Source organism: Pseudomonas syringae (assembly GCF_000737245.1).
In the GTDB taxonomy this organism is placed as follows: domain Bacteria; phylum Pseudomonadota; class Gammaproteobacteria; order Pseudomonadales; family Pseudomonadaceae; genus Aquipseudomonas; species Aquipseudomonas syringae_J.
In genome coordinates this window covers 1-19,994 of sequence record NZ_JPQU01000065.1, presented here as the reverse complement: position 1 = coordinate 19,994, position 19,994 = coordinate 1, and the positions used below count along the sequence as shown (strand labels likewise).

The 19,994-nt window shown below is 59.4% G+C and carries 17 protein-coding genes and 1 pseudogene; 11 read left to right on the top strand and 7 right to left on the bottom strand.

Features of this window, described 5'->3' with window-relative positions; genetic code table 11:
• Positions 1–102 precede the first annotated feature (102 nt).
• Positions 103–849, bottom strand: coding sequence for a DUF2076 domain-containing protein (locus IV01_RS05185; RefSeq protein ID WP_032630672.1), 747 nt, complete (start codon positions 847–849; stop codon positions 103–105).
• A gap of 179 nt (positions 850–1,028) precedes the next feature.
• Here IV01_RS05185 and IV01_RS05190 point away from each other — a divergent pair, with 179 nt between their 5' ends.
• Together IV01_RS05190 and IV01_RS05195 are read left to right on the top strand one after the other, a co-directional pair.
• Positions 1,029–1,688 (top strand): YciC family protein, encoded by a 660-nt coding sequence (locus IV01_RS05190; RefSeq protein WP_032630671.1) that lies wholly within the window; start codon positions 1,029–1,031, stop codon positions 1,686–1,688.
• Positions 1,689–1,756: 68 nt separating this feature from the next.
• Positions 1,757–2,845 carry an endonuclease/exonuclease/phosphatase family protein gene (locus IV01_RS05195; RefSeq protein ID WP_032630670.1) on the top strand — a complete coding sequence of 363 codons (1,089 nt, stop codon included), beginning with the start codon at positions 1,757–1,759 and terminating at the stop codon, positions 2,843–2,845.
• A 138-nt stretch (positions 2,846–2,983) separates the two neighbouring features.
• On the opposite strand, the gene hrpB is transcribed toward IV01_RS05195, so the two are convergent.
• Positions 2,984–5,515 (bottom strand): ATP-dependent helicase HrpB, encoded by a 2,532-nt coding sequence (hrpB, locus tag IV01_RS05200; RefSeq protein ID WP_032630669.1) that lies wholly within the window; start codon positions 5,513–5,515, stop codon positions 2,984–2,986.
• Positions 5,516–5,767: 252 nt separating this feature from the next.
• Here hrpB and IV01_RS05205 point away from each other — a divergent pair, with 252 nt between their 5' ends.
• Positions 5,768–6,187 carry a hypothetical protein gene (locus tag IV01_RS05205; protein ID WP_032630668.1) on the top strand — a complete coding sequence of 140 codons (420 nt, stop codon included), beginning with the start codon at positions 5,768–5,770 and terminating at the stop codon, positions 6,185–6,187.
• 21 nt (positions 6,188–6,208) lie between these two features.
• On the top strand, positions 6,209–7,105 hold the full coding sequence (locus tag IV01_RS05210; RefSeq protein WP_032630667.1) for a cation diffusion facilitator family transporter: 897 nt from the start codon (positions 6,209–6,211) through the stop codon (positions 7,103–7,105).
• Between the two features lie 3 nt (positions 7,106–7,108).
• Here IV01_RS05210 and IV01_RS27145 read toward each other — a convergent pair whose 3' ends face one another.
• A complete protein-coding gene (locus tag IV01_RS27145) occupies positions 7,109–7,861 on the bottom strand; it encodes a DUF6515 family protein (protein ID WP_418903553.1) in 753 nt (250 codons plus the stop codon).
• On the opposite strand from IV01_RS27145, the pseudogene IV01_RS27565 reads away from it, so the two are divergent.
• From IV01_RS27565 to IV01_RS05225, 3 genes and pseudogenes are all read left to right on the top strand, one after another.
• Positions 7,757–8,263 (top strand): annotated as a pseudogene (locus IV01_RS27565) (hypothetical protein); the annotation flags it as partial. The gene IV01_RS27145 and the pseudogene IV01_RS27565 overlap by 105 nt on opposite strands.
• Positions 8,264–8,680: 417 nt before the next feature.
• Entirely contained in the window at positions 8,681–9,160 is a 480-nt protein-coding gene (locus IV01_RS05220; RefSeq protein WP_032630665.1) for an Lrp/AsnC family transcriptional regulator, read from the top strand.
• A gap of 17 nt (positions 9,161–9,177) precedes the next feature.
• Positions 9,178–9,378 (top strand): DUF2788 domain-containing protein, encoded by a 201-nt coding sequence (locus IV01_RS05225; protein WP_032630664.1) that lies wholly within the window; start codon positions 9,178–9,180, stop codon positions 9,376–9,378.
• A 149-nt stretch (positions 9,379–9,527) separates the two neighbouring features.
• Here the strand turns inward: IV01_RS05225 and IV01_RS05230 are convergent, their stop codons facing one another.
• The 4 genes from IV01_RS05230 to IV01_RS0125445 all read right to left on the bottom strand — a co-directional run bounded on the left by IV01_RS05230 (position 9,528) and on the right by IV01_RS0125445 (position 15,768).
• Positions 9,528–10,094 carry an rRNA large subunit pseudouridine synthase E gene (locus tag IV01_RS05230; protein WP_195758812.1) on the bottom strand — a complete coding sequence of 189 codons (567 nt, stop codon included), beginning with the start codon at positions 10,092–10,094 and terminating at the stop codon, positions 9,528–9,530.
• A gap of 125 nt (positions 10,095–10,219) precedes the next feature.
• Positions 10,220–11,683 carry an AMP nucleosidase gene (gene amn / locus IV01_RS05235; RefSeq protein ID WP_032630662.1) on the bottom strand — a complete coding sequence of 488 codons (1,464 nt, stop codon included), beginning with the start codon at positions 11,681–11,683 and terminating at the stop codon, positions 10,220–10,222.
• 216 nt (positions 11,684–11,899) lie between these two features.
• Positions 11,900–13,546, bottom strand: a complete 1,647-nt coding sequence (locus IV01_RS05240) for an acyl-CoA dehydrogenase family protein (RefSeq protein ID WP_032630661.1) — start codon at positions 13,544–13,546, stop codon at positions 11,900–11,902.
• A gap of 227 nt (positions 13,547–13,773) precedes the next feature.
• Complete coding sequence (locus IV01_RS0125445; protein WP_050507899.1) at positions 13,774–15,768, bottom strand: sensor histidine kinase; 1,995 nt, start codon at positions 15,766–15,768, stop codon at positions 13,774–13,776.
• 378 nt (positions 15,769–16,146) lie between these two features.
• On the opposite strand from IV01_RS0125445, the gene IV01_RS05245 reads away from it, so the two are divergent.
• The 4 genes from IV01_RS05245 (at position 16,147) to IV01_RS05260 (ending at position 19,749) form a co-directional block, all read left to right on the top strand.
• On the top strand, positions 16,147–16,944 hold the full coding sequence (locus IV01_RS05245) for a hydroxymethylpyrimidine/phosphomethylpyrimidine kinase (protein WP_032630673.1): 798 nt from the start codon (positions 16,147–16,149) through the stop codon (positions 16,942–16,944).
• 23 nt (positions 16,945–16,967) lie between these two features.
• Entirely contained in the window at positions 16,968–17,594 is a 627-nt protein-coding gene (gene thiE / locus IV01_RS05250) for a thiamine phosphate synthase (protein ID WP_032630660.1), read from the top strand.
• Between the two features lie 58 nt (positions 17,595–17,652).
• Positions 17,653–18,936: a glutamate-1-semialdehyde 2,1-aminomutase gene (hemL, locus tag IV01_RS05255; RefSeq protein WP_032630659.1), complete on the top strand. Its 1,284-nt coding sequence runs from the start codon at positions 17,653–17,655 to the stop codon at positions 18,934–18,936.
• Positions 18,937–19,200: 264 nt separating this feature from the next.
• Positions 19,201–19,749, top strand: coding sequence for a tetratricopeptide repeat protein (locus tag IV01_RS05260; RefSeq protein WP_032630658.1), 549 nt, complete (start codon positions 19,201–19,203; stop codon positions 19,747–19,749).
• The last annotated feature ends 245 nt before the right edge of the window (positions 19,750–19,994 follow it).

Below are 19,994 nucleotides of genomic sequence, written 5' to 3'. Positions count from 1 at the left end.
GCCCGCGATGGCGTTGGGTCAGTCGCAAAATTATTGCCTGACCCAACGCCATCGCGGGCAAGCGCGCTCCTACAGGAGATCAGCGGTGTTGGAGGGGTTTACTCAAACAAACGAATCATCATCCCCGCCATCAAAACCGCCGCCGTCATCCCAGCCACCGCCTTGATCGTTGTCGTAGGAATCATTGCTGGTGACGCGCTGTTGGTCATCGCCCCAACCACCGCCCGAATCATTGTTGCCGCTGTCGGCGACCTGAGCCGGTTCTTCCTTGATGACCTCAACCACTTCCTCAGGCTGGTTGTGATTACCGAACATGCTGCTCAGGCCTTGCGCCAGCATTACACCACCGGCCACACCGGCTGCGGTTTGCAGCGCACCGCTCATGAAACCGCCACCCCGAGGGGCTTGTTGTTGCGGCGCGGCGTAGTTGGCACCCTGAGGAGGTGTGTAAGGAGGCGGACTGGACGGTCCGCTGTCACGCCAGCCACCACCCGACGCAGGGCTGGCCGGGCGTTGTGGCTCGCGCGAGCCCCCTCCGCCGAAAATGCTCGACAGGAAACCACCGCCACCCTGAGCCGGCGCGGGAGAAGGCTGGGTTTTGGCTTGTTGCAACTCGGCCTGGAGTTTCTGAATCTGCTCGTCACGCTCTTTGAGCTGCTGAGCGAGCTGATTGACCGCCGCTTCCTGCACCAGAATCGCCTGCGCCATGTAATACGGCGCGGCCGGTTGTCCGGTGAGATGCTCCTTGATCCTGGCTTCAGCCTCGTTATCACGTGGGGCGGAAGCGGTTTCGGCACTTTTCAATTTAGTGAAAAGACCGTCGATCAGGGTTTGCTCTTCGCTGTTCATGGCGACCTCGTTAGATTGCCGTTAAAAATCTTCGCCGGCACGCTAGCCCGGCACAAGCATGGTAATGGGGCTGATCCAGAGCGTTTCAATGGTCGGTCGCAAATGTTAAGAAGGCTCTGGCCCGTGTCTGGTTAGCCAGCTAAAGTGACCGCCTGCTTTTTTCCCTGCGACCTGGCCTCATGAATCCGCTGACTATCCTTAATGACTCGCTGTACTTTTTCCGACGCAACCTGGCGAGCATTCTGACGCTGTGCCTGCCGTTGGTGATGCTCGAATCCCTGGCCAAACAGGTTTTGAGCAACGCGATTCCGGGTAATGCCTCATCGGCTTATGAATTGCTGGTGGGCTTACTGTTCTACCCGTTGTACACCGGGGCCTTGATCCTGTTCCTCGATGCTCGCAGCCGGGGCGAGCAGCCCGCTGCCCGGAACTTGCTGGCCATGGCCTTGCGCATGTGGCCGACGTTCGCCGTGATGTCGGCGCTGAGCACGTTGCTGATCATGTTCGGCCTGTCGCTGTTCATCGTTCCTGGCGTCTGGGTGATGGTCAAACTGGTGTTCTGCGAATATCTGCTGGTCCTGCGGGGCATGACGCCACTGGTGGCGATGCGTGGCAGTTTTGCGATGACCAACGGACATTTCGTGCGCATCCTGACCTGCGTGCTGTGCATCTATATCCCGTTGTCACTGCTTGAAGGCGCCGCGGTTTACCTGTTTGACCCGCAGAACGTAGCGGTCAGTTTTCTGATCGACACCGCCAGCAGCTTCCTGCAACTGTTCACCAGTGTGGTGATGTTCCGCCTGTTCATGTTGATCAACGAGCCCGCACAGCCGGAGTAATCCCGAGCTGTCGGCTATGCTCCTGTCACGCATCTTTGACTGAACGCCCTGCGTTCTAAGCCGAGCCGATGAACCGTCTGATCCGTTTCATCCTGATTCTGGTATTGCTGGCCGGGCTGTTGCTCGGGCTGATCTACACCCTGACCTGGCGTCCCGTCCCTCGGGAAGAGATGCTGGTGACCTGCAATCCAGCCACCCAGCCGCCCTTGCTGGTGCCGGGGCAGGCGCTGAAGGTCATGAGCTGGAATATTCAGTATCTGGCGGGCAAGCGATACGTGTTCTGGTATGACATGGCCGACGGCAGCGGCACGGATGAGCGCCCGACCGCCGAGGATATCGCCTATAACCTTGACGAAGTCGCCCGGGTGATCCGCGACGAACAGCCGGATATCGTCCTGTTGCAGGAAGTGAATGACGGCGCAAAGAACACGGACTACGACGATCAACTGGCCTTGCTGCAAGAACGCGTGACCGATCTTTACCCTTGCAGCTCGGAGGCCTTCTACTGGAAAGCCGACTTCGTCCCGCACCCGCGTATTGCCGGGAGCGTCGGCATGAAGCTCGCGACACTCAGCCGCTTCAACATCGATCGCGCGGAGCGGATTCAGCTACCGATCCGCAGTGCCAACATCATCAGCCGTCAGTTCCAGCCCAAACGCGCCCTTTTTGTGAGCTATCTGCCGATGCGCGACGGTGGCCATCTGGCGGTTATCAACACGCACTTGGATACCTTCAGTGAGCACGATGATGCACAGCAGCGTCAGGTTCAGGTGACCAGCAAGCTGCTGGACAAATTCGAAGCCAGCGGCACGCCCTGGTTGATCGGCGGTGATTTCAATCTGCTGGCGCTGGGGCAATATCAGCGTCTACCGACTGACCAGCGAGCCACGTATCAAGCAGACAGCGCGCTACATGTGTTGTGGGACAAATACCCGATGATCCCCAATAACACCGAAGTGGGCGGCGTTGATCGCTCGAAATGGCTGACGTATTTCCCCAACGACCCGCGCATCAGCGGCCCGGACCGAACAGTGGATTACCTGTTCCACAGCCCGCGAATCAAACGCGTGAGCGCCAGCGTGCGCCAGGAAGACACGCTGCTGATCTCCCCGCACCTGCCAGTGATCGGGCGGTTTTTGTTGCCGGTTTTGCCGTAGCCTCCGCACCGCCAACCTGTGGGAGCGGTGCTTGCCCGCGATGCAGACACCTCAACTTGTCAGGCAAACCCAGTTGGCCTTATCGCGGGCAAGCACCGCTCCCACAGTTATCCTCCACCATCCCGGGAAATCCGCCACTTACTTCCTCGGCTTGATCCGCGCTGTTGGCTCGGCGATCAGCGGGTCGTCCGGCCAGTAGTGTTTCGGGTACCGACCCTTGAGGTCCTTCTTCACTTCGGTATAAGTGCTGCGCCAGAAGTTCGCCAGGTCCTGCGTCACCTGAACCGGGCGGCGCGCGGGGGATAGCAGGTGCAGTTTGACGATCTGCCGGCCATTGGCGATGCGCGGGGTGTCCGCCAGGCCAAACAGCTCTTGCAGGCGCACCGCGAGGATCGGCGGGTGCTCGCTGTAATCGAGCCGCACTGACGAACCCGACGGCACGCTCAAGTGATGCGGTGCCAACTCGTCAAGCCGCTGCGGCAGCGGCCAGGGCAGCAGGTTATGCAGGATCGAGGACAAATCCAGATTACTGAAGTGGCTGAGCCGCGAGACCTTGCCCAGGTAAGGCAGCAGCCAGTTTTCCAGGCCATCAAGCAGGCTGTGATTGCTGACATCCGGCCATTCGCTGTTGTCTTTGTGCTGTAAATCAAGAGCGCGCAACAAACCGACACGGGCCTGCCATTGGCGCAATTCCGGGGTCCATGGCAGCAGCTCAAGACCTTTGCGCCGCACCAGCGCCAGCAAGGCCTGGCCCTTGGCGGACTCATCCAGCCCGGTCAATGGCTCGCGGCTGAGGATCAACTCGCCGACCTTGCGCTGGCGCTCGGCGCGGAACACGCCTTCGCGCTCGTCCCAGTCCAGTTGATCAAGCTGGGTCACTTGCTCGCCCAGCACCGAATCAAACAATGCAGGATCAAATTCAGCAGCCAGATAAATACGTTCTTCTCTCTGGCCCTGACGACTGCCCAAATCAGCAATCACCAGCCAGGGTTGCTTCATCAGCGCATCAACCTCGGCAAACAGCGCCGCCCGACCATTGGCCAGACGATATTCGGCGCCGCCGGGTTTACGCTGCTGGGCGACGCGATCGGGATAAGCCAGCGCCAACAGCGCGCCCAACCAGCGCGGGTGATCCGGATCGTTGACCGGCTCGGTCGCCGCGCCGCGCAGATAGCCGCGATATTGACGGGACAACTGTTTAGCCCGTTGCACACCGCCCTGAGCGCCACGCGCCGCACGCTCAGTGCCTTCCAGCAAACTCAGGCGGCTATGCAGATCCGCACCGGCGCCACGCAGAATGTCCCGCTCGCCCAGCAAGGCCGCCACATCGCACGCGAGGCTGCCGAGCCCCAGCGCCTGACCGCGCAACAGCAGATGACCGATGCGCGGATGGGCAGGCAACTCAGCCATAGCCTGACCGTGGGGCGTGAGTTTGTAATCTTCTCCTTGCGCGCGACTCAAGGCACCGAGCCGCACCAGCAAATCCTGGGACTGGGCGTAAGCCGCAGCCGGAGGAACATCGAGCCAGACCAGTTGAGCCGGCGTCACGCCCCAACGCGCCAGTTGTAAACCAAGACCGGCCAGATCGGCCTGAAGAATTTCCGCCGCCCCATAAGCGGCGAGTTGTTCATGTTGGGCTTCAGACCACAGCCGATAACACACGCCCGGCTCCAGCCGCCCCGCTCGTCCGGCGCGCTGGGTGGCGCTGGCCCGGGAAATACGTTGGGTATCGAGCCGGGTCATGCCGCTGCCAGGATCGAAACGCGGCACTCGCGCCAGACCGGCATCGATGACTACCCGCACACCATCAATGGTCAGGCTGGTCTCGGCGATGTTAGTCGCCAGTACCACTTTGCGCGTGCCTTCAGGCGCGGGTTCGATGGCCGCACGTTGCGCGTTCAGGTCCAGCTCGCCGTGCAACGGGCAGAGCAGGATGTCGCTGCGGGTGCCCAGCGCCTCGGCCAATTGCTGATTGACCCGACGAATCTCCGCCTGCCCCGGCAGGAACACCAACAGACTGCCACTCTGATCGTTGATCGCATCCAGCACGGTTTGCACCACGCGAGGCTCGATGAACTCGCCGGGCTGAAACGGCCTGCCCCACTGCATCTGCACTGGAAACATACGCCCATCACTGCGGATCACCGGCGCATCGTCGAGCAGACTGGAAAGACGCTCGCCCTCCAGGGTCGCCGACATCAGCAGAATCTTCAGCGGCTGGTCATCACGAAACAGCTCACGGCCATTGAGGCTTAGCGCCAATGCCAGATCAGCATCAAGACTGCGTTCGTGGAATTCATCGAAGATCAGCAAACCCACGCCTTCCAGCGCCGGATCGTCCTGCAGACGCCGAGTCAGAATGCCTTCGGTGACGACTTCGATACGAGTCTTGGGACCGACTTTGCTTTCCAGCCGGATGCGATAGCCCACGGTTTCGCCGACTTTCTCACCCAGCTCACTCGCCAACCGCTCCGCCGCCGCCCGCGCCGCCAGACGACGAGGCTCCAGCATTAGAATGGTCTGTCCGGCCAGCCAGCTTTCTTCAAGCAAGGCCAGCGGCACACGGGTGGTTTTACCCGCACCGGGCGGCGCCTCAAGCACCGCTTCATGGCGCTCGCTCAGCGCACGGCGCAGGTCGGGTAAAACGGCATCGATAGGCAGGGAAATCATGGCGGCTCCGAAACAGGCGGCCGATTATACGTTGATGTGCTTGATAACACTTGATGCTGCTAAGACACAGCAACGCAGTTTCCTGTAGGAGCGAGCTTGCTCGCGATAACGGTAGATCTGTTGATAAATTATCGTCTGACCCTACGCGATCGCGAGCAAGCTCGCTCCTACAGGTCACCGCGCCTCACGCAATATTCATCTCTCGGCGTTGTCAGCCTTGTATAGTTGCCACTTCACTTCATGGAGATTTTCATGCGCATTCCATCCCGTTTCATTGGCGGCGTCATGGTCGCTGCTCTGCTGACCCAACTTACGGCGTGCGGCAGTATTTTCTATCCGGACCGACGCGGTCAGATCGACGGCAAGATTGATCCGGCGATTGCTGTGCTCGATGCCGTCGGCCTGCTGTTCTACGTGATCCCCGGCCTGATTGCATTCGGTGTGGACTTCGCGACCGGCGCGATCTATTTCCCCCACGGCCAGAGCGCGCAGATCGATCCGCAAAAACTGCAGCCTGCGATCAACGCCGATGGCAGCGTGGATAACAGCAAGCTGCAAGCCATTCTGGAAACCGAACTGGGCCGTACCCTGCCACTGAACGACCCGCGCCTGATTCAGCATCGGGGCAGTGTGCAGCAGTTGGCAACCCTGGGTCTGGCTCCGTCTGCCTGACTGTGATTTGAAGGAAACACCATGAACACCAGCCTTGAACACGCCCGCCTGTTGCGTCTGGCAACCCGGGCTTCGCTGGCGGTCGCCAGTGTCCTGATTGTCGCCAAGGCGGTGGCGTGGTGGCTGAGCGGCTCGGTCAGCCTGCTGGCCGGGTTGACCGATTCGCTGCTTGATGGCGCGGCGTCATTCCTGAATTTGCTGGCGGTGCATTACGCCCTGCGCCCCGCCGATGACGACCACCGCTACGGCCACGGCAAGGCCGAAGCGTTGTCGGGCATAGCGCAAGCGCTGTTTATTGCGGTCAGTGCCTGTTTGATTGGCTTTCAGGCAGTGGAGCGGATTCAGAACCCTCAACCGATAGGTGCGCCCGGCTTGGGCATTGCTGTGATGTTGCTGTCACTGGCATTGACCGTCGCGCTGCTGACGTTGCAACACAAGGTGGTCAAGGAAACCGGTTCGGCGGCGATTCGCGCCGACTCCCTGCATTACCGCTCGGACCTGCTGCTGAACCTCGGCATTCTAGTGGCGCTGGTGCTGGCCTGGTTTGGCTGGCAGAGCCTGGATGCGTGGTTCGGGCTGGGGATTTCGTTGTACATCCTGTGGAGCGCGTTTCACATCGCGAAGGAAACCGTTGCGGTGCTGATGGACGAAGAACTGCCGGTGGATGTCAGCGCGCGGATGCTTGAACTGGCCTGTAGCGTGCCCGGCGTTCTTGGTGCTCATGACTTGCGCACGCGGATCTCCGGCAATCACTGGTTCGTGCAGTTGCATCTTGAGTTGCCAGGCAACCTGACACTTTCGGTTGCCCATGGCATCAGTGATCGAGCGGCCGAAGCCATTCACCGCGAATACCCGAAGGCCGAGGTGCTGGTACACGCCGACCCGCAGGAAGTCGTGCGTCCAACAACACCGGCTTGATGCTCAATTAATGGTGTAGCCGCGGCCCATCAGGCAGGCCACCATGGAACGGCGATAAACCTGGATCATCGCTGGCGCATTCGGCGAGTTCGGGTCCGCCGGGTCGAAGCTGCTTTGCTCCACGGACCAGCGATAGCAGTCGTACTTGTCCTGCGCGACCTGCTCCTGGCTCTGGCCATTGGCCGGATAGGCAATTGGGTCATATGCGCTGCTGGCTGGCATTTGCTGGGTATACGCCGGTTCAACGTTTTGCGGCGGGTAAACCACTTCGTAATCCTGGCTATCGCGCTGGTAGGTGTAATACGTCCCGGCCGCCAGGAAAAACAGCGCGCTACCGACCCACACTTCCTGAGAATAAGAAGGCAGGCTGCGCACGCGCATTCCATACGGTGGCGTCACGACCACATAGCGCGGGCCTTGGGGACGATACCAGTAGCCGTCTGAGTAGAAATAATCCTGTCCGCGATAAGGCACTCGCGAATAACTGCCAGGCACCCGATCCGTCACATAGCCCGGGCGATATTGCGGGCCACCGCCCCAGCCGTTGCCGTGACCATCAGGCCGACCGGTCCAGTGATCGTTGGGACGGAAATCCCCTCGATTGCCACGAGGGCCATTGTCCTGATAGTAGCCCTGGCGCGGCGGTTGAGTCTGGCGCGCTTCCCCGGGGCCGCTCTGGATAGGCAGGTTGTTCTGGCGCTGCTGCAATTGCTGACGCTGCTCGATCTGGCGTTGCTGGATCTGTTGCTGCTGCATTTGCTGCTGTTGCTGGCGATCCACCTGCCGCTGCTGCATCTGCTGCTGTTGAATCTGCTGTTGCTGCTGGCGATCGACGTCGCGGATCTGTTGGTTCTGCTGGCGTTCAACCTGGCGCTGCTGATTCTGTTGTTGCTGAATCTGCTGCTGTTGCTGGCGATCCACGTCACGGATCTGTTGATCCTGCTGGCGTTCGACATCGCGCTGCTGGTCCCGCTGCTGCTGAATCTGCTGCTGTTGCTGACGTCGCTCGTATTGCTGTTGTTGCGCCGCATTAGGCTGGCCGCCGCGGTTCATGTCGCGGGGCGGTTCGTCCCCGGCCAACGCCTGGGTACTGATGCCGAGACACAAAAGGCTGATACCCGTCAGATGCCAGATGCCCGATTTCATGCTTTCCTCACAGGGATGCCGATGTACGCGATGGATAGAGATAAGACTGCGATATTGATGCGCCGTTCGCCGCATGCTATCAGCACGCTACTAACCGCGGACATAATCCTCGCACAAAGAAAAAGGGGGCCTTGAGGCCCCCTTTGGGAATTTCGTCCTGGCTCAACGCTTGTGGCGTCGGCTCACCTCATGCCGTCTTCTGGACAGTATGCAGCCCGGGGGCCTGGCAACCCTTTGGGGCTGGAGGCCGCAGCTGGCCTGATTCGGCGAGCCGCGCTGGACGCTATGTCCGGGCAGTGATTCTGTTAAAAAGAATAGGCCTGAGAGGGCGGCAGATGATTGCGAAAATTGCCCCATAAAACATTACTTGCGCAATTTTTAGCTTCAGATGAATAATTCAGCGCAATCCAACCAAGAAAGGGGAAGTTCGTGAGCAAACTCGACAGATATGACCTGAGCATTTTGGCGGAATTGCAGCGTGACGCACGTATCTCCAATCAGGAATTGGCCGAGCGCATAGGTCTGTCACCTTCGCCTTGCTCGCGACGGGTCAAACAGCTCGAAGATGACGGCTATATCGTGCGTCAGGTCGCGTTACTGGACCGCAAGAAACTCGGGCTGAACCTCACTGCTTACGTTCTGATCGGCATGGACCGGCACACGCCGGAGCGTTTCGAAAACTTCGAGATGCACATTCGCAATCTGCCGCAGGTGCAGGATTGCAGTCTGGTCACCGGGATGGACGCGGATTACCAGCTCAAAGTCGTGGTGCCTGACATGGATCACTACCAGAAATTGCTATTGGGCCACCTTACCCGCATTGAGGGCGTGACCAGCGTCAGGTCGAGCTTTGTCTTGAATCAGGTGCTAGCCAGTACCGAGCTACCCTTGATACATCTGCGCAACTGACTGATCGGAGATCAACCATGGACCCCGCGGTATTCGAAGAATGGATGATGACAATTCTGGTCACCATTCTGGTTGGCTTCATGGGTTTTATCGTCTGGGACCTGGCAAAGAAATCAAAGGCCGGACGATTCGGCACATTTATCCTGTTCTTCGCACTCGGTCTGGGGATCATGGCGTTTGTGATCAAGAGTGTGGTGATTGCTTACATCGAAAGCTGAATCGGCCATCAATAGAATTGGAATGATGATCTCCTGTGGGAGCGAATTCATTCGCGAAGGGGCCGGTACATCCAATAAAAAAGCTTCGCCTGGACTAACGTTTTCGCGAATGAATTCGCTCCCACAGGGATTGTGTTCCTACCGGTATCTCAAAGTTTCGCCGGCACTTCCCGCCACTGCCCCTGATCCAGCCCTTCGATACTCCAGTCACCGATCCTGACCCGCACCAGCCTTAATGTCGGCAACCCCACTGCGGCGGTCATGCGCCGCACCTGCCGGTTGCGACCTTCCTTGATGATCAGCTCCAGCCAACTGGTGGGCACGCTCTTGCGAAAACGCACCGGCGGGTCACGGGGCCACAGCTGGGGTTCATCCAGTTGCCGGGCTTGCGCGGGCAAGGTCGGGCCGTCGTTGAGTTGCACGCCGTCACATAACTGCTGCAACTGCTCGGTTGTCGGCTCGCCTTCCACCTGCACCCAATAGGTCTTGGGCAGCTTGTGCTTCGGGTCGGCGATCCGCGCTTGCAGTTGGCCGTCGTTGGTCAGCAACAACAAGCCTTCGCTGTCGCGATCCAGGCGACCGGCCGGGTAAATGCCGGGAACATCGATGAAATCCTTGAGGGTCGCCCGCCCTTCTCCGTCGCTGAACTGAGTCAGCACGTCAAACGGTTTGTTGAACAGAATCAATTTCGGTTCGGCAGGCGGTGCCTTGGCGATGCGACGGTTTGCACCCGGACTGGCTGGGCGACGAGCGGGAGGACGCTGGATACGGGACATGAGATTTCGAAAGTCGGAAAACAGAAAGGGCCACTTTAGTGGCCCCTTGTGCAAATACCAAACACTTAACGGAATGGCGGCTCGTCGAAACTGCGCAGTTTGCGCGAGTGCAACGAGTTCAACTCGGTACGCAGCAAGTCCAGCGCAGCGATACCGATCTTCAAATGCTGGCTGACTGCACGTTCATAGAACGCGTTGGCCGAGCCCGGCAGTTTGATTTCGCTGTGCAACGGTTTGTCTGACACACAGAGCAAGGTGCCATATGGCACACGCAGACGATACCCCTGAGCAGCGATAGTCCCGCTTTCCATGTCCACAGCAACCGCCCGGGACAGATTGATCAGCGGCCGTTCCTGCGCCCAGCGCAACTCCCAGTTACGGTCGTCATAGGTCAGAACGGTGCCGGTGCGCAGGCGTTTCTTGAGCTCGTCGCCGCGCTCGCCAGTGACTTGCGCTGCCGACTCCTGCAAGGCCATCTGCACTTCGGCCAGGGCCGGGATCGGGATGTTGGGCGGTAATACGCGATCGAGAATCCCGTCCCGACGCATATAAGCGTGGGCCAACACGTAGTCGCCAATGGTTTGCGATTGGCGCAGGCCGCCGCAGTGGCCGATCATCAGCCAGCAATGTGGACGCAACACGGCCAGGTGGTCTGTGATGTTCTTGGCGTTGGAAGGGCCAACGCCGATATTCACCAGGGTCACGCCGTGACCATCTTCAGCGATCAGGTGGTAGGCCGGCATCTGGTAGCGGTGCCAGACCACACTGGCGACGATGGCCTGAGCCTCGCCGTGATCCATGGTTTTCTCGACCACTACGTTACCGGGCAGGACCATGCGCACGAAGCGCGGGTCTTCGCGGAGCTTTTCCAGGCCGTGAACAATGAACTGGTCAACGTAGCGGTGGTAGTTGGTCAGCAGGATCCACGGCTGAACATGGCGCCAGTCGCTGCCGGTGTAATGCACCAGGCGACGTAGGGAAAAGTCCACCCGCGCAGCGTCGAACAAAGCCAGTGGCAACGGATCGGTGTTGGCCCAGTCGTACAGGCCATCGGCGATACCATCGGTGGCGGCGGACAAGTCAGTGCTGGGGAAAACCCGCGCCAGCACCGCAGCCGTCACACCGGAACCCGCCAGCTCGTCGCCCTGCTCAACCACGTAGGGATAAGGAATATTCTGCTCGCTGACACCCACTTCAACAGTGATGGTGAACTCGGCCATCAGCGGCTTGAGCTGTTCAAGCAGATACTTACGGAAAGCCGCCGGATGCGTCACTGTGACGCTGTAAGTCCCTGGCAACTGGACTTTGGCGTAGGCACGGGTGGTCAACGGCACTTCGCCATGACTGTGATAAGTCAGGCGTATTTCAGGGTAGCGAAACAGCGACCGCTGATCGGCATCGGGCTCGACCCGGTCTTTCAGATAACGCTTGAGGGCAAGGCTCAACGCACTGGTAGCACGTTCATGCAGGGCAGCAAGGCGGTCGACGGCCTGCTCGGCAGTTTCAACGACAATAAAGTTTTCAGTCACGATTCGTATCCTTCTGATCTTGCAGGCCTACATCTTGCCTGCATCCCTGGGGGAAGGCACTAGTGGCTGTGTGGAAGATTCCTCCTTGGAAACGCGATCCTGTGGGAGCGGTGCTTGGTCTGGGCGGCAATCCGACGATAAGGCTGGATGCGGTTGGCTTGAGACCCCATCGCTCTTATCGCGGGCAAGCCTCGCTCCCACAGGACCTGCTTGATGTCAGGTTTGTGGTGAAGAGCGCGCCACCAATGCCTCAACATCCACCCCGCGCGGCAAGGTGCCGTAGACGCCACTTCGGGCACTCAGACGGCTGGCGATAAAACCGTCGCTGACGCTCGCATTACCGGCCTCAAGCAACAATTTGGCCTGTAACGCCACCGCGATGTCTTCGGTCAGTTGTCGGGCGCGGTACTGAATGTCGCTGGTGTCCCTGAACGCAGCTTTCAAGCGATCGATATGCAGCGCCAGATCCTGATCGCCATGGCCGTCGCCTAACTCATCAAACAGGGCATCCAACACGCCGGGCTCTTTGGACAGCGCACGCAACACATCCAGACACTGCACATTGCCGGAGCCTTCCCAGGTGGAATTGACCGGCGCTTCGCGATACAGACGCGGCAAAATGCTGTCTTCCACATAGCCCGCGCCGCCCATGCACTCGGCGGCTTCGTTGATCATCGTCGGGGCCCGTTTGCAGATCCAGTATTTGCCTACCGCCGTTACCAGTCGGGCGAAGCGCGCTTCGTGAGCGTCCTCCAGATGATCCAGCGCCCGGCCCATACGCAGGCTCAACGCCAGGGCGGCTTCGCTTTCCAGCGCGAGGTCGGCGAGGACATTCTGCATCAGCGGTTGCTCGGCGAGCACACGCCCACCCACGGTGCGATGGGCGCAGTGGTGAGCCGCCTGGGTCAAGGCCTGGCGCATCAAGGCACTGGAACCGACCATGCAATCAAACCGGGTCATGGCAACCATTTCGATAATGGTGGAAACCCCCCGCCCTTCTTCGCCGATCATCCAGGCCAACGCCCCTCGGAACTCAACCTCGCTGGAGGCGTTCGACCAGTTGCCCAGTTTGTTCTTCAAGCGTTGTATGTAGAACTCGTTGCGGGTGTCGTCTGGACGATGCCGTGGAAGCAGAAAACAGCTCAAACCCTTGTCTGTCTGCGCCAGGGTCAGGAACGCATCGCACATGGGTGCCGAACAGAACCATTTGTGCCCAACCAATTCGTAAGCCTGCCCCGGTCCGGGCGCACCAACCGGGTAGGCACGCGTGGTATTGGCGCGAACGTCGGTGCCGCCCTGTTTTTCGGTCATGGCCATACCAATGGTCACGCCTGATTTGTGCGCCATGCCAACGTTGCGCGGGTCGTATTGGGTCGCGAATATCTTCGGCAGCCAGCGTTTAGCCAGGTCAGGTTGCAGACGCAACGCCGGGACGCTGGCAAAAGTCATGGTCAACGGGCAACCGCTGCCCGCTTCAGCCTGGCTGTGCAGATAACTCATGGCTGCCCGGGCAACGTGAGCACCGGGCTGCGGATCAGTCCAGGGTAAAGACGGAATGCCGTGTTCAACTGCGGCGCGCATCAAGTCGTGATAAGCAGGATGAAACTCCACCAGATCAATGCGATGTCCGTAACGATCATGGCTGGCGAATACCGGCTTGTTCTGATTGGCGAGAAACCCCGCCGCCATCAACGGCCCGCCAGCCAGTGCGCCGTAGTTATCCATCCGCTCCTGAGCCCAACCCGCGCCGAATCGCTCAGCCCACTGTTGCAACGGCAGATCGATGCGATAGAGATTGGCGCCATCCAGCGAAGGTGGCTGATTGGTGACTTCGTGGGTTTCGGCGAACTGATGCAGGTTCATGACGCGCCTCCTTCATCAACGAAAATTACCGCCCCCCTGTAGGAGCGCGCTTGGTCTGGGCCGCATCCGGACGATTGCGATGGTTCATTCGAAAAATTACCGCCCGACCTGACGCTATCGCGGGCAGCGCGCTCCTACAGACTTGGCAATGAAACGCAGTGAAGCACGCCCCAAACCCTTTAAAAAGTGCCATACCCGACGAATCAACGGCGCTTTTGGCGTGATTCTCACGTACCGCTGCGCAATATGGTGGCCGGTGATGCCGCGTCGGCTGGCTGCGCCCCACACACCAGCGGAACACCGACGATAAAACAGCTGCCCTTGCCTGCCTCGGACCGATGACTGAGCCGCCCGCCTTGCAACTCCATTAACTGCGAGCAAATCGCCAGACCAATTCCCAAGCCGCCATATTGGCGAGTCAGCGAACCATCGACCTGAAAAAAATGCTGATACAGCGTCGCTTCGTCCAGCTTTCCGAAACCGATGCCGCTGTCGATGACCTCGACGAATAGCCGGAGGGTCCCCGCACCCTCGTACTGGCCCCGAACCCTGACCTTGACCGATCCGCAGCGGGTGAACTTGATCGCGTTATCCACCAGACAACTCAAACATTGGCGGAGCTTTTCGACGTCGCCCGTCAGGTTGTCTGGCAGGTTTTCGACAATTTCGATGGAGAAACGCAGGCCTTTGGCATGCGCCGCTGCCGAGAAACGCTCGCGTAGCTGCACAAACAGGCCGCCAAGACTGAATGGCTCTTTGGTCAGGCTGACGCGCCCGGCCTGCAGCTCGGTCAGGGTCAGAATCGAGTTGACCAGATTCATCATGTCTTCGGCAGAACTGGCCGCGGTCTCGTGATAAGAAGCAAGCTCCGGGTTCAACTCCACGGTTTGCATCAACTCCAGCGAACCAATTACACCGTTCATCGGGGTGCGCAGTTCGTGGGTAAGCGAAGCCAGGAACTCATCCTTGAGCCGATTGCTCGCCTCCAGTTGTTGGTTGGCGCGTTTGAGGTTTTCACTGGCTTCGCGCCTGACCTGGGCATGTTCCTGACGGCTTTGATTGATGCGTACCGCCAGGGCCATGGACAGCAGCGCTACCTCCAGCGCCGAGCCGATCTGGCTGGCATACATGGTGAAAAACGAATGGGGCAAATAGCCCATCAGCATAGCGGCATGGATCGAGCTGCCCAGCAAAAACGCCGACCAGGCCAGTACGAAATACAGCGCCACCGGCACCTTGTGATACATCGCAACAATGCCCGCGACAAACACCATCACACTGAACGCCAGCACCACCGTCCCGGACAGCCTCAACGCTATGCCCAGCGCAGGCGTCAAGCTCAGCAGCGTGATGCTTCCCGCCGCGACCATCAGCAGCACAAGCGAGCGATCGAGCCAACGGCCAATTGCCCGGGTCTGCAGGTAGGACCGGGAGAACTGACAAGCCAGGAGAATTGACAGCATCAGTAAAAACAGCGGCGCAGCGTTGGCCAGCCACGGACTCTGTGGCCATAGAAACTGGACGCCGATGCCATTGAGTGCCAGCTGATACAGGCCGAACGGCGCTATATACAGCACGTAGTACAGATAACTGGGCTCGCGTACGCCGACATAAATGCACAGGTTATAAACCAGCATCACCAGCAACACACCAAACAGCACGCCCAGTACATACAGGCGCGTGGGCTGCTCTTCCAGGTAGGCAGTGGTGCTCCACAAGGCCAGAGGCACTTGAATCGAGCCGGAACTCTTGACCCGCAGGTAGACCGTCTTTGTTTGCCCCGGTAGCAACGGTAGCTCGAAGAGGTAATTGTTCTGTTTGATCTGCCGACTTGAGAACGGCAGCATGTCACCTGTTTGCCAGGCCAACTTCTGAGTGCCATCCACGTCAGGTAGATAAAAATCCACGTAATCCATGGGTGGGTAGGCCATTTCCAGCAGCCAGTCACGATGGGCTTTGGTGTCCATGGGCCGGTAGGAAAGGTCGATGCGCAGCCAGAACGCCGAGCTTGAGAAACCAGCGCTTAGCGATTCTGTGGACAATGGCCGGAAGCTATCGGCCATGGAGGATGAGCTGACGTCGCCGATGGTCGCGTCACCGCCGATATCCTCGAACACTTGCACACCACGACTGAGGATCAATCCTCGCGTGCTTTCATCGAACTCGATGGCACAAGCCAGTTGAGGCAGCAAGAGGACCAGCATGATCAACAAATAGCGCATAGAGCCCCGGAAAGGTACGTCAGACTGGCGTCGCTGGCCCCCTTCCATTGGAGCGACGGTCTTTGCCTGTTTCTGATGTTTTAGAGTTGTTCCAGACAGCCTTGGGACAACTATGGGATACGACTGCCAATTGCGCCAGAAGGCGCAAAGGATCTGGCACTTCCAGCATCAGCCCAAGAGCATAGCTGGCAAATGGCTTGTACTCCTAACTTTTAAAACCGGCAGCGAAGGCTCTAGAACGGTACTTTCAAGCTTTATGACAGTATTCACCCAATGAATGTAGGTCTGCCGCGCCGCCCTGAAATCGCGTTTGCCTGTAGGAAAAATCCATTGCCGATAGGCGGCCGCGAAAAACGTTTAGTGGTAAGCTCGCGCTCCATGAATATCTACTCCTCCCGCCCTGTTGTCCTTTGTCTGTCCGGTCACGATCCTAGTGGTGGCGCCGGCTTGCAGGCAGATATCGAAGCCCTTCTCGCCCAAGGCTGCCATGCCGCCCCGGCAGTGACTGCGCTGACCGTTCAAAACACCGTCAACGTCACAGACTTCCGAGTGCTGGACCGTGAGTGGGTGCTGGCCCAGGCCAACGCCGTGCTTAATGACTCCACTGTCGCAGCCGTCAAGCTGGGCATGCTCGGCTCGCTGGAAATGGTCGATACCGTGGTAGGGCTGCTGGCGGCCCACCCGCATCTGCCCATGGTGTGCGATCCGGTATTGCGCGCCGGCGGCGGTGGTCGGCTGGGCAAGGATGAAGTCGGCTACGCCATGCGCGAGCGCCTGCTACCGCTGGCGACCATTGCAACGCCGAACCTGCCGGAAGCACGCATTCTCGCCGAGCTGCCCGATGGCACGGCGGACGAATGCGCGGCGAAACTGCTGCCGTTCTGCGAGCACCTGCTGATCACCGGCGGGCATGGCGACGAGGAGCAAGTCCACAACCGTCTTTACATCCGCGGCGGTGATACCCGAACCTTTACCTGCCAGCGCCTGCCCGGCAGCTATCACGGCTCCGGTTGTACCCTGGCCAGCGCACTGGCTGGCCGTCTGGCGCACGGCGAGAACCTGATCAGCGCAGTGCAATCGGCGCTGGACTACACTTGGCGCACGTTGCGCGATGCCGAACAGCTGGGCAAAGGACAATTCGTTCCCCGCCGCCTGCCCCTGGATTTCTGCTCGTAACGCCACGTGATGAGGCTCCAACCATGAAACTACGTGGCCTGTATGCCATTACCGACAGTCAACTGTTGGCCGGCAAATTTTTGTCCTACGTCGAAGCCGCGCTCGACGGGGGCGTCACGCTGCTGCAATACCGCGACAAAGGCAGCGATGAATCACGCCGCCTGCGTGAAGCCACGGCGCTGCTCAAGCTCTGTGAGCGCTACAAGACCCGGTTGATCATCAATGATGACGCCGACTTGGCCGCACGGCTGGATGTCGGTGTGCACATGGGCCAGACCGATGGCTCGCTGACCGATGCCCGGGGCCTGCTCGGTCACAAGGCCATTGTCGGTGCGACCTGCCATGGCAGCCTGGAGATGGCCGAAAAGGCCAAGGCCGATGGTGCCACTTACATTGCTTTCGGGCGCTTCTTCAACTCAAACACCAAGCCCGGCGCCCCAGCCATTGAGCTGGACGTGTTACGCCAGGCCCGCGCCCGCTTCAATCTGCCGATAGCTGTCATCGGCGGCATCACCCTGGAAAACGCTCCCCCACTGGTCGAGCACGGTGCTGACCTGTTGGCCGTCGTACACGGCCTGTTCGGCGCCGAGAACACCCAGGAAGTGACCCGCCGCGCCCGCGCCTTCAATGCCTTGCTCAAAAAAGCCTGATCGCGCCCCTGGTTGTCGAGATCAAAGAACATTTTTCGTTTAATTCAGAGAACTGCTCATGTCCCGTTCTGAAACCCTGTTTGCCAACGCTCAAAAACATATTCCCGGCGGTGTTAACTCGCCCGTTCGAGCTTTCAAAAGCGTGGGCGGCACGCCGTTGTTCTTCAAACATGCGGTTGGTGCTTACGTCACCGACGAAGACGACAAGCGTTATGTTGATTATGTGGGCTCGTGGGGTCCAATGATTCTTGGCCACAGCCACCCAGAAGTGCTGGATGCCGTGCGCAACCAGCTGCAACACGGTTTGTCCTATGGTGCACCGACGGCCATGGAAACCGAGATGGCCGATCTGGTCTGCTCAATCGTGCCATCGATGGAAATGGTGCGCATGGTCAGCTCCGGTACTGAAGCCACCATGAGCGCGATCCGTCTGGCCCGTGGTTTCACCGGTCGCGACAGCATCATCAAATTCGAAGGCTGCTACCACGGTCACTCCGACAGCCTGCTGGTCAAGGCAGGCTCCGGCGCATTGACTCTGGGCGTGCCGAGTTCACCGGGTGTTCCGGCCGCGTTCGCCAAACACACCTTGACCGTGCCGTTCAACGACCTGGCTGCAGTTAAAGAGCTGCTGGCTGAAGTGGGTCAGGAAGTGGCGTGCATCATCGTCGAGCCCGTTGCAGGCAACATGAACTGCGTGCCGCCAGCGCCAGGTTACCTGCAAGGTCTGCGTGATCTGTGCGACGAACACGGCGTGGTGCTGATCTTCGACGAAGTGATGACCGGCTTCCGCGTTGCCCTTGGCGGCGCACAGGCTTACTACGGCGTAACGCCAGACCTGAGCACTTTCGGCAAGATCATCGGCGGCGGCATGCCGGTGGGATGCTTCGGCGGCAGACGCGAAATCATGTCGCACATCGCCCCGCTAGGTCCGGTTTATCAGGCAGGCACTTTGTCCGGCAACCCGCTAGCCATGGCCGCCGGTTTGACGACCCTGCGCCTGATCAGCCGCCCAGGCTTCCACGACGAACTCAGCGACTTCACCCGCCGCCTGCTCGAAGGCCTGCAACAACGCGCCGACGCCGCTGGCATCCCGTTCGTGACCACTCAGGCGGGCGGCATGTTTGGCCTGTACTTCAGCGAAGCGAAGGAAATCGTCACCTTCAATGACGTCATGACCAGCGACGCCGACCGCTTCAAACGCTTCTTCCACCTGATGCTCGAAGGCGGCGTCTACCTGGCCCCAAGCGCATTCGAAGCCGGCTTCACCTCCATCGCCCATGGTGATGAAGAACTGCAACTGACCCTGGATGCAGCCGAGAAGGCGTTTGCGGCGTTGAAATAAGCACCGCGAGCATCTCGTGGGACCGGCTTCAGCCGGGAAGAGGCAGGTACATCCACAACATATGTACCGTTAGAAATGCAGCCTTCCCGGCTAAAGCCGGTCCCACGGACTCTCCACAACCCTTAAAACCGGACTTTTCAGCCCCGCGCAGCAGAAATTCCGTAAAGACTTTGTAAGGTTGGCCCTGCTTATTTCATAATGCGCAGCCAGCACGTTTAGCTGGACGGGTACGCCCGCACCTTTTTCAGAGGTAAGTCGATTCCCATGAACCGCACCGGCCGCACCCTTGCATTGGGCTGCCTGTTGCTTATTCATCCCCTGCTGGCGAATGCAGGCGGCAACTCGTTGTTAATCCCAGCGGTGGGTCGTTGCACCCTCAATACCCAGCCAGACAACCTGCCCGCAGCGCTTTCGGCCTGTCACCAGGCTGCCGATTCAGGGGATGCACAGGCACAATACGAGTTGGGCGAGTTTTACTACGACGGTAAACACGCACAACGCGATCTGCCCAAGGCGCTCGGTTATTTCGAGAAAGCTTCGCTGCAAGGTCATGCCCAGGCGCAATACCGGCTGGGTCTGATGTTCTCGAAGGGGGAAGGCGTGCAGGCCAATAATATTCAGGCGTATATCGTCCTGAAGATGGCCTCGGTCAACGGTTCTGAAGAAGCACTGGATGCAGCGGATGAAGTGTCGGAGCGCATGAAGCGCGACGAGCTTGAAGTCGCGACCCAGGTGCTGGGCCAGATTTTCCGCAAATACCTGCTGGAACTGCAAACGGCTGAAGGGCGTACGCCGTTTGCGCCGCTGCCGTAAACACGGCAGCGCCGAACCGGAAAAGAAATACCTTCAGTCTCGGGAAAAACTTCGACATTTCTTGTAGGGCTTTTCCCAAACCCCCTCCCCTATATTGAGCCCACTCCGCTCATCAGCCACCCTGCCTTCCTTCCAGGGACGGCACGCTAGTCAGACTCGGCCTTCCGGACCCGGCCCTCATCACGCCGCCCAGGCAAGGAGCCTGCAATGACTCAATCCTTCATGACCCCGCGCGGGCACATGGC

What these genes read in the sequence shown, in the direction of transcription:
- IV01_RS05185 (WP_032630672.1), bottom strand. Translation starts at nt 849, where the DNA reads ATGAACAGCGAAGAGCAAACCCTGATCGACGGTCTTTTCACTAAATTG.
- IV01_RS05190 (WP_032630671.1), top strand. Translation starts at nt 1,029, where the DNA reads ATGAATCCGCTGACTATCCTTAATGACTCGCTGTACTTTTTCCGACGC.
- IV01_RS05195 (WP_032630670.1), top strand. Translation starts at nt 1,757, where the DNA reads ATGAACCGTCTGATCCGTTTCATCCTGATTCTGGTATTGCTGGCCGGG.
- hrpB (WP_032630669.1), bottom strand. Translation starts at nt 5,515, where the DNA reads ATGATTTCCCTGCCTATCGATGCCGTTTTACCCGACCTGCGCCGTGCG.
- IV01_RS05205 (WP_032630668.1), top strand. Translation starts at nt 5,768, where the DNA reads ATGCGCATTCCATCCCGTTTCATTGGCGGCGTCATGGTCGCTGCTCTG.
- IV01_RS05210 (WP_032630667.1), top strand. Translation starts at nt 6,209, where the DNA reads ATGAACACCAGCCTTGAACACGCCCGCCTGTTGCGTCTGGCAACCCGG.
- IV01_RS27145 (WP_418903553.1), bottom strand. Translation starts at nt 7,861, where the DNA reads ATGCAGCAGCAACAGATCCAGCAACGCCAGATCGAGCAGCGTCAGCAA.
- IV01_RS05225 (WP_032630664.1), top strand. Translation starts at nt 9,178, where the DNA reads ATGGACCCCGCGGTATTCGAAGAATGGATGATGACAATTCTGGTCACC.
- IV01_RS05240 (WP_032630661.1), bottom strand. Translation starts at nt 13,546, where the DNA reads ATGAACCTGCATCAGTTCGCCGAAACCCACGAAGTCACCAATCAGCCA.
- IV01_RS0125445 (WP_050507899.1), bottom strand. Translation starts at nt 15,768, where the DNA reads ATGCGCTATTTGTTGATCATGCTGGTCCTCTTGCTGCCTCAACTGGCT.
- IV01_RS05245 (WP_032630673.1), top strand. Translation starts at nt 16,147, where the DNA reads ATGAATATCTACTCCTCCCGCCCTGTTGTCCTTTGTCTGTCCGGTCAC.
- thiE (WP_032630660.1), top strand. Translation starts at nt 16,968, where the DNA reads ATGAAACTACGTGGCCTGTATGCCATTACCGACAGTCAACTGTTGGCC.
- hemL (WP_032630659.1), top strand. Translation starts at nt 17,653, where the DNA reads ATGTCCCGTTCTGAAACCCTGTTTGCCAACGCTCAAAAACATATTCCC.
- IV01_RS05260 (WP_032630658.1), top strand. Translation starts at nt 19,201, where the DNA reads ATGAACCGCACCGGCCGCACCCTTGCATTGGGCTGCCTGTTGCTTATT.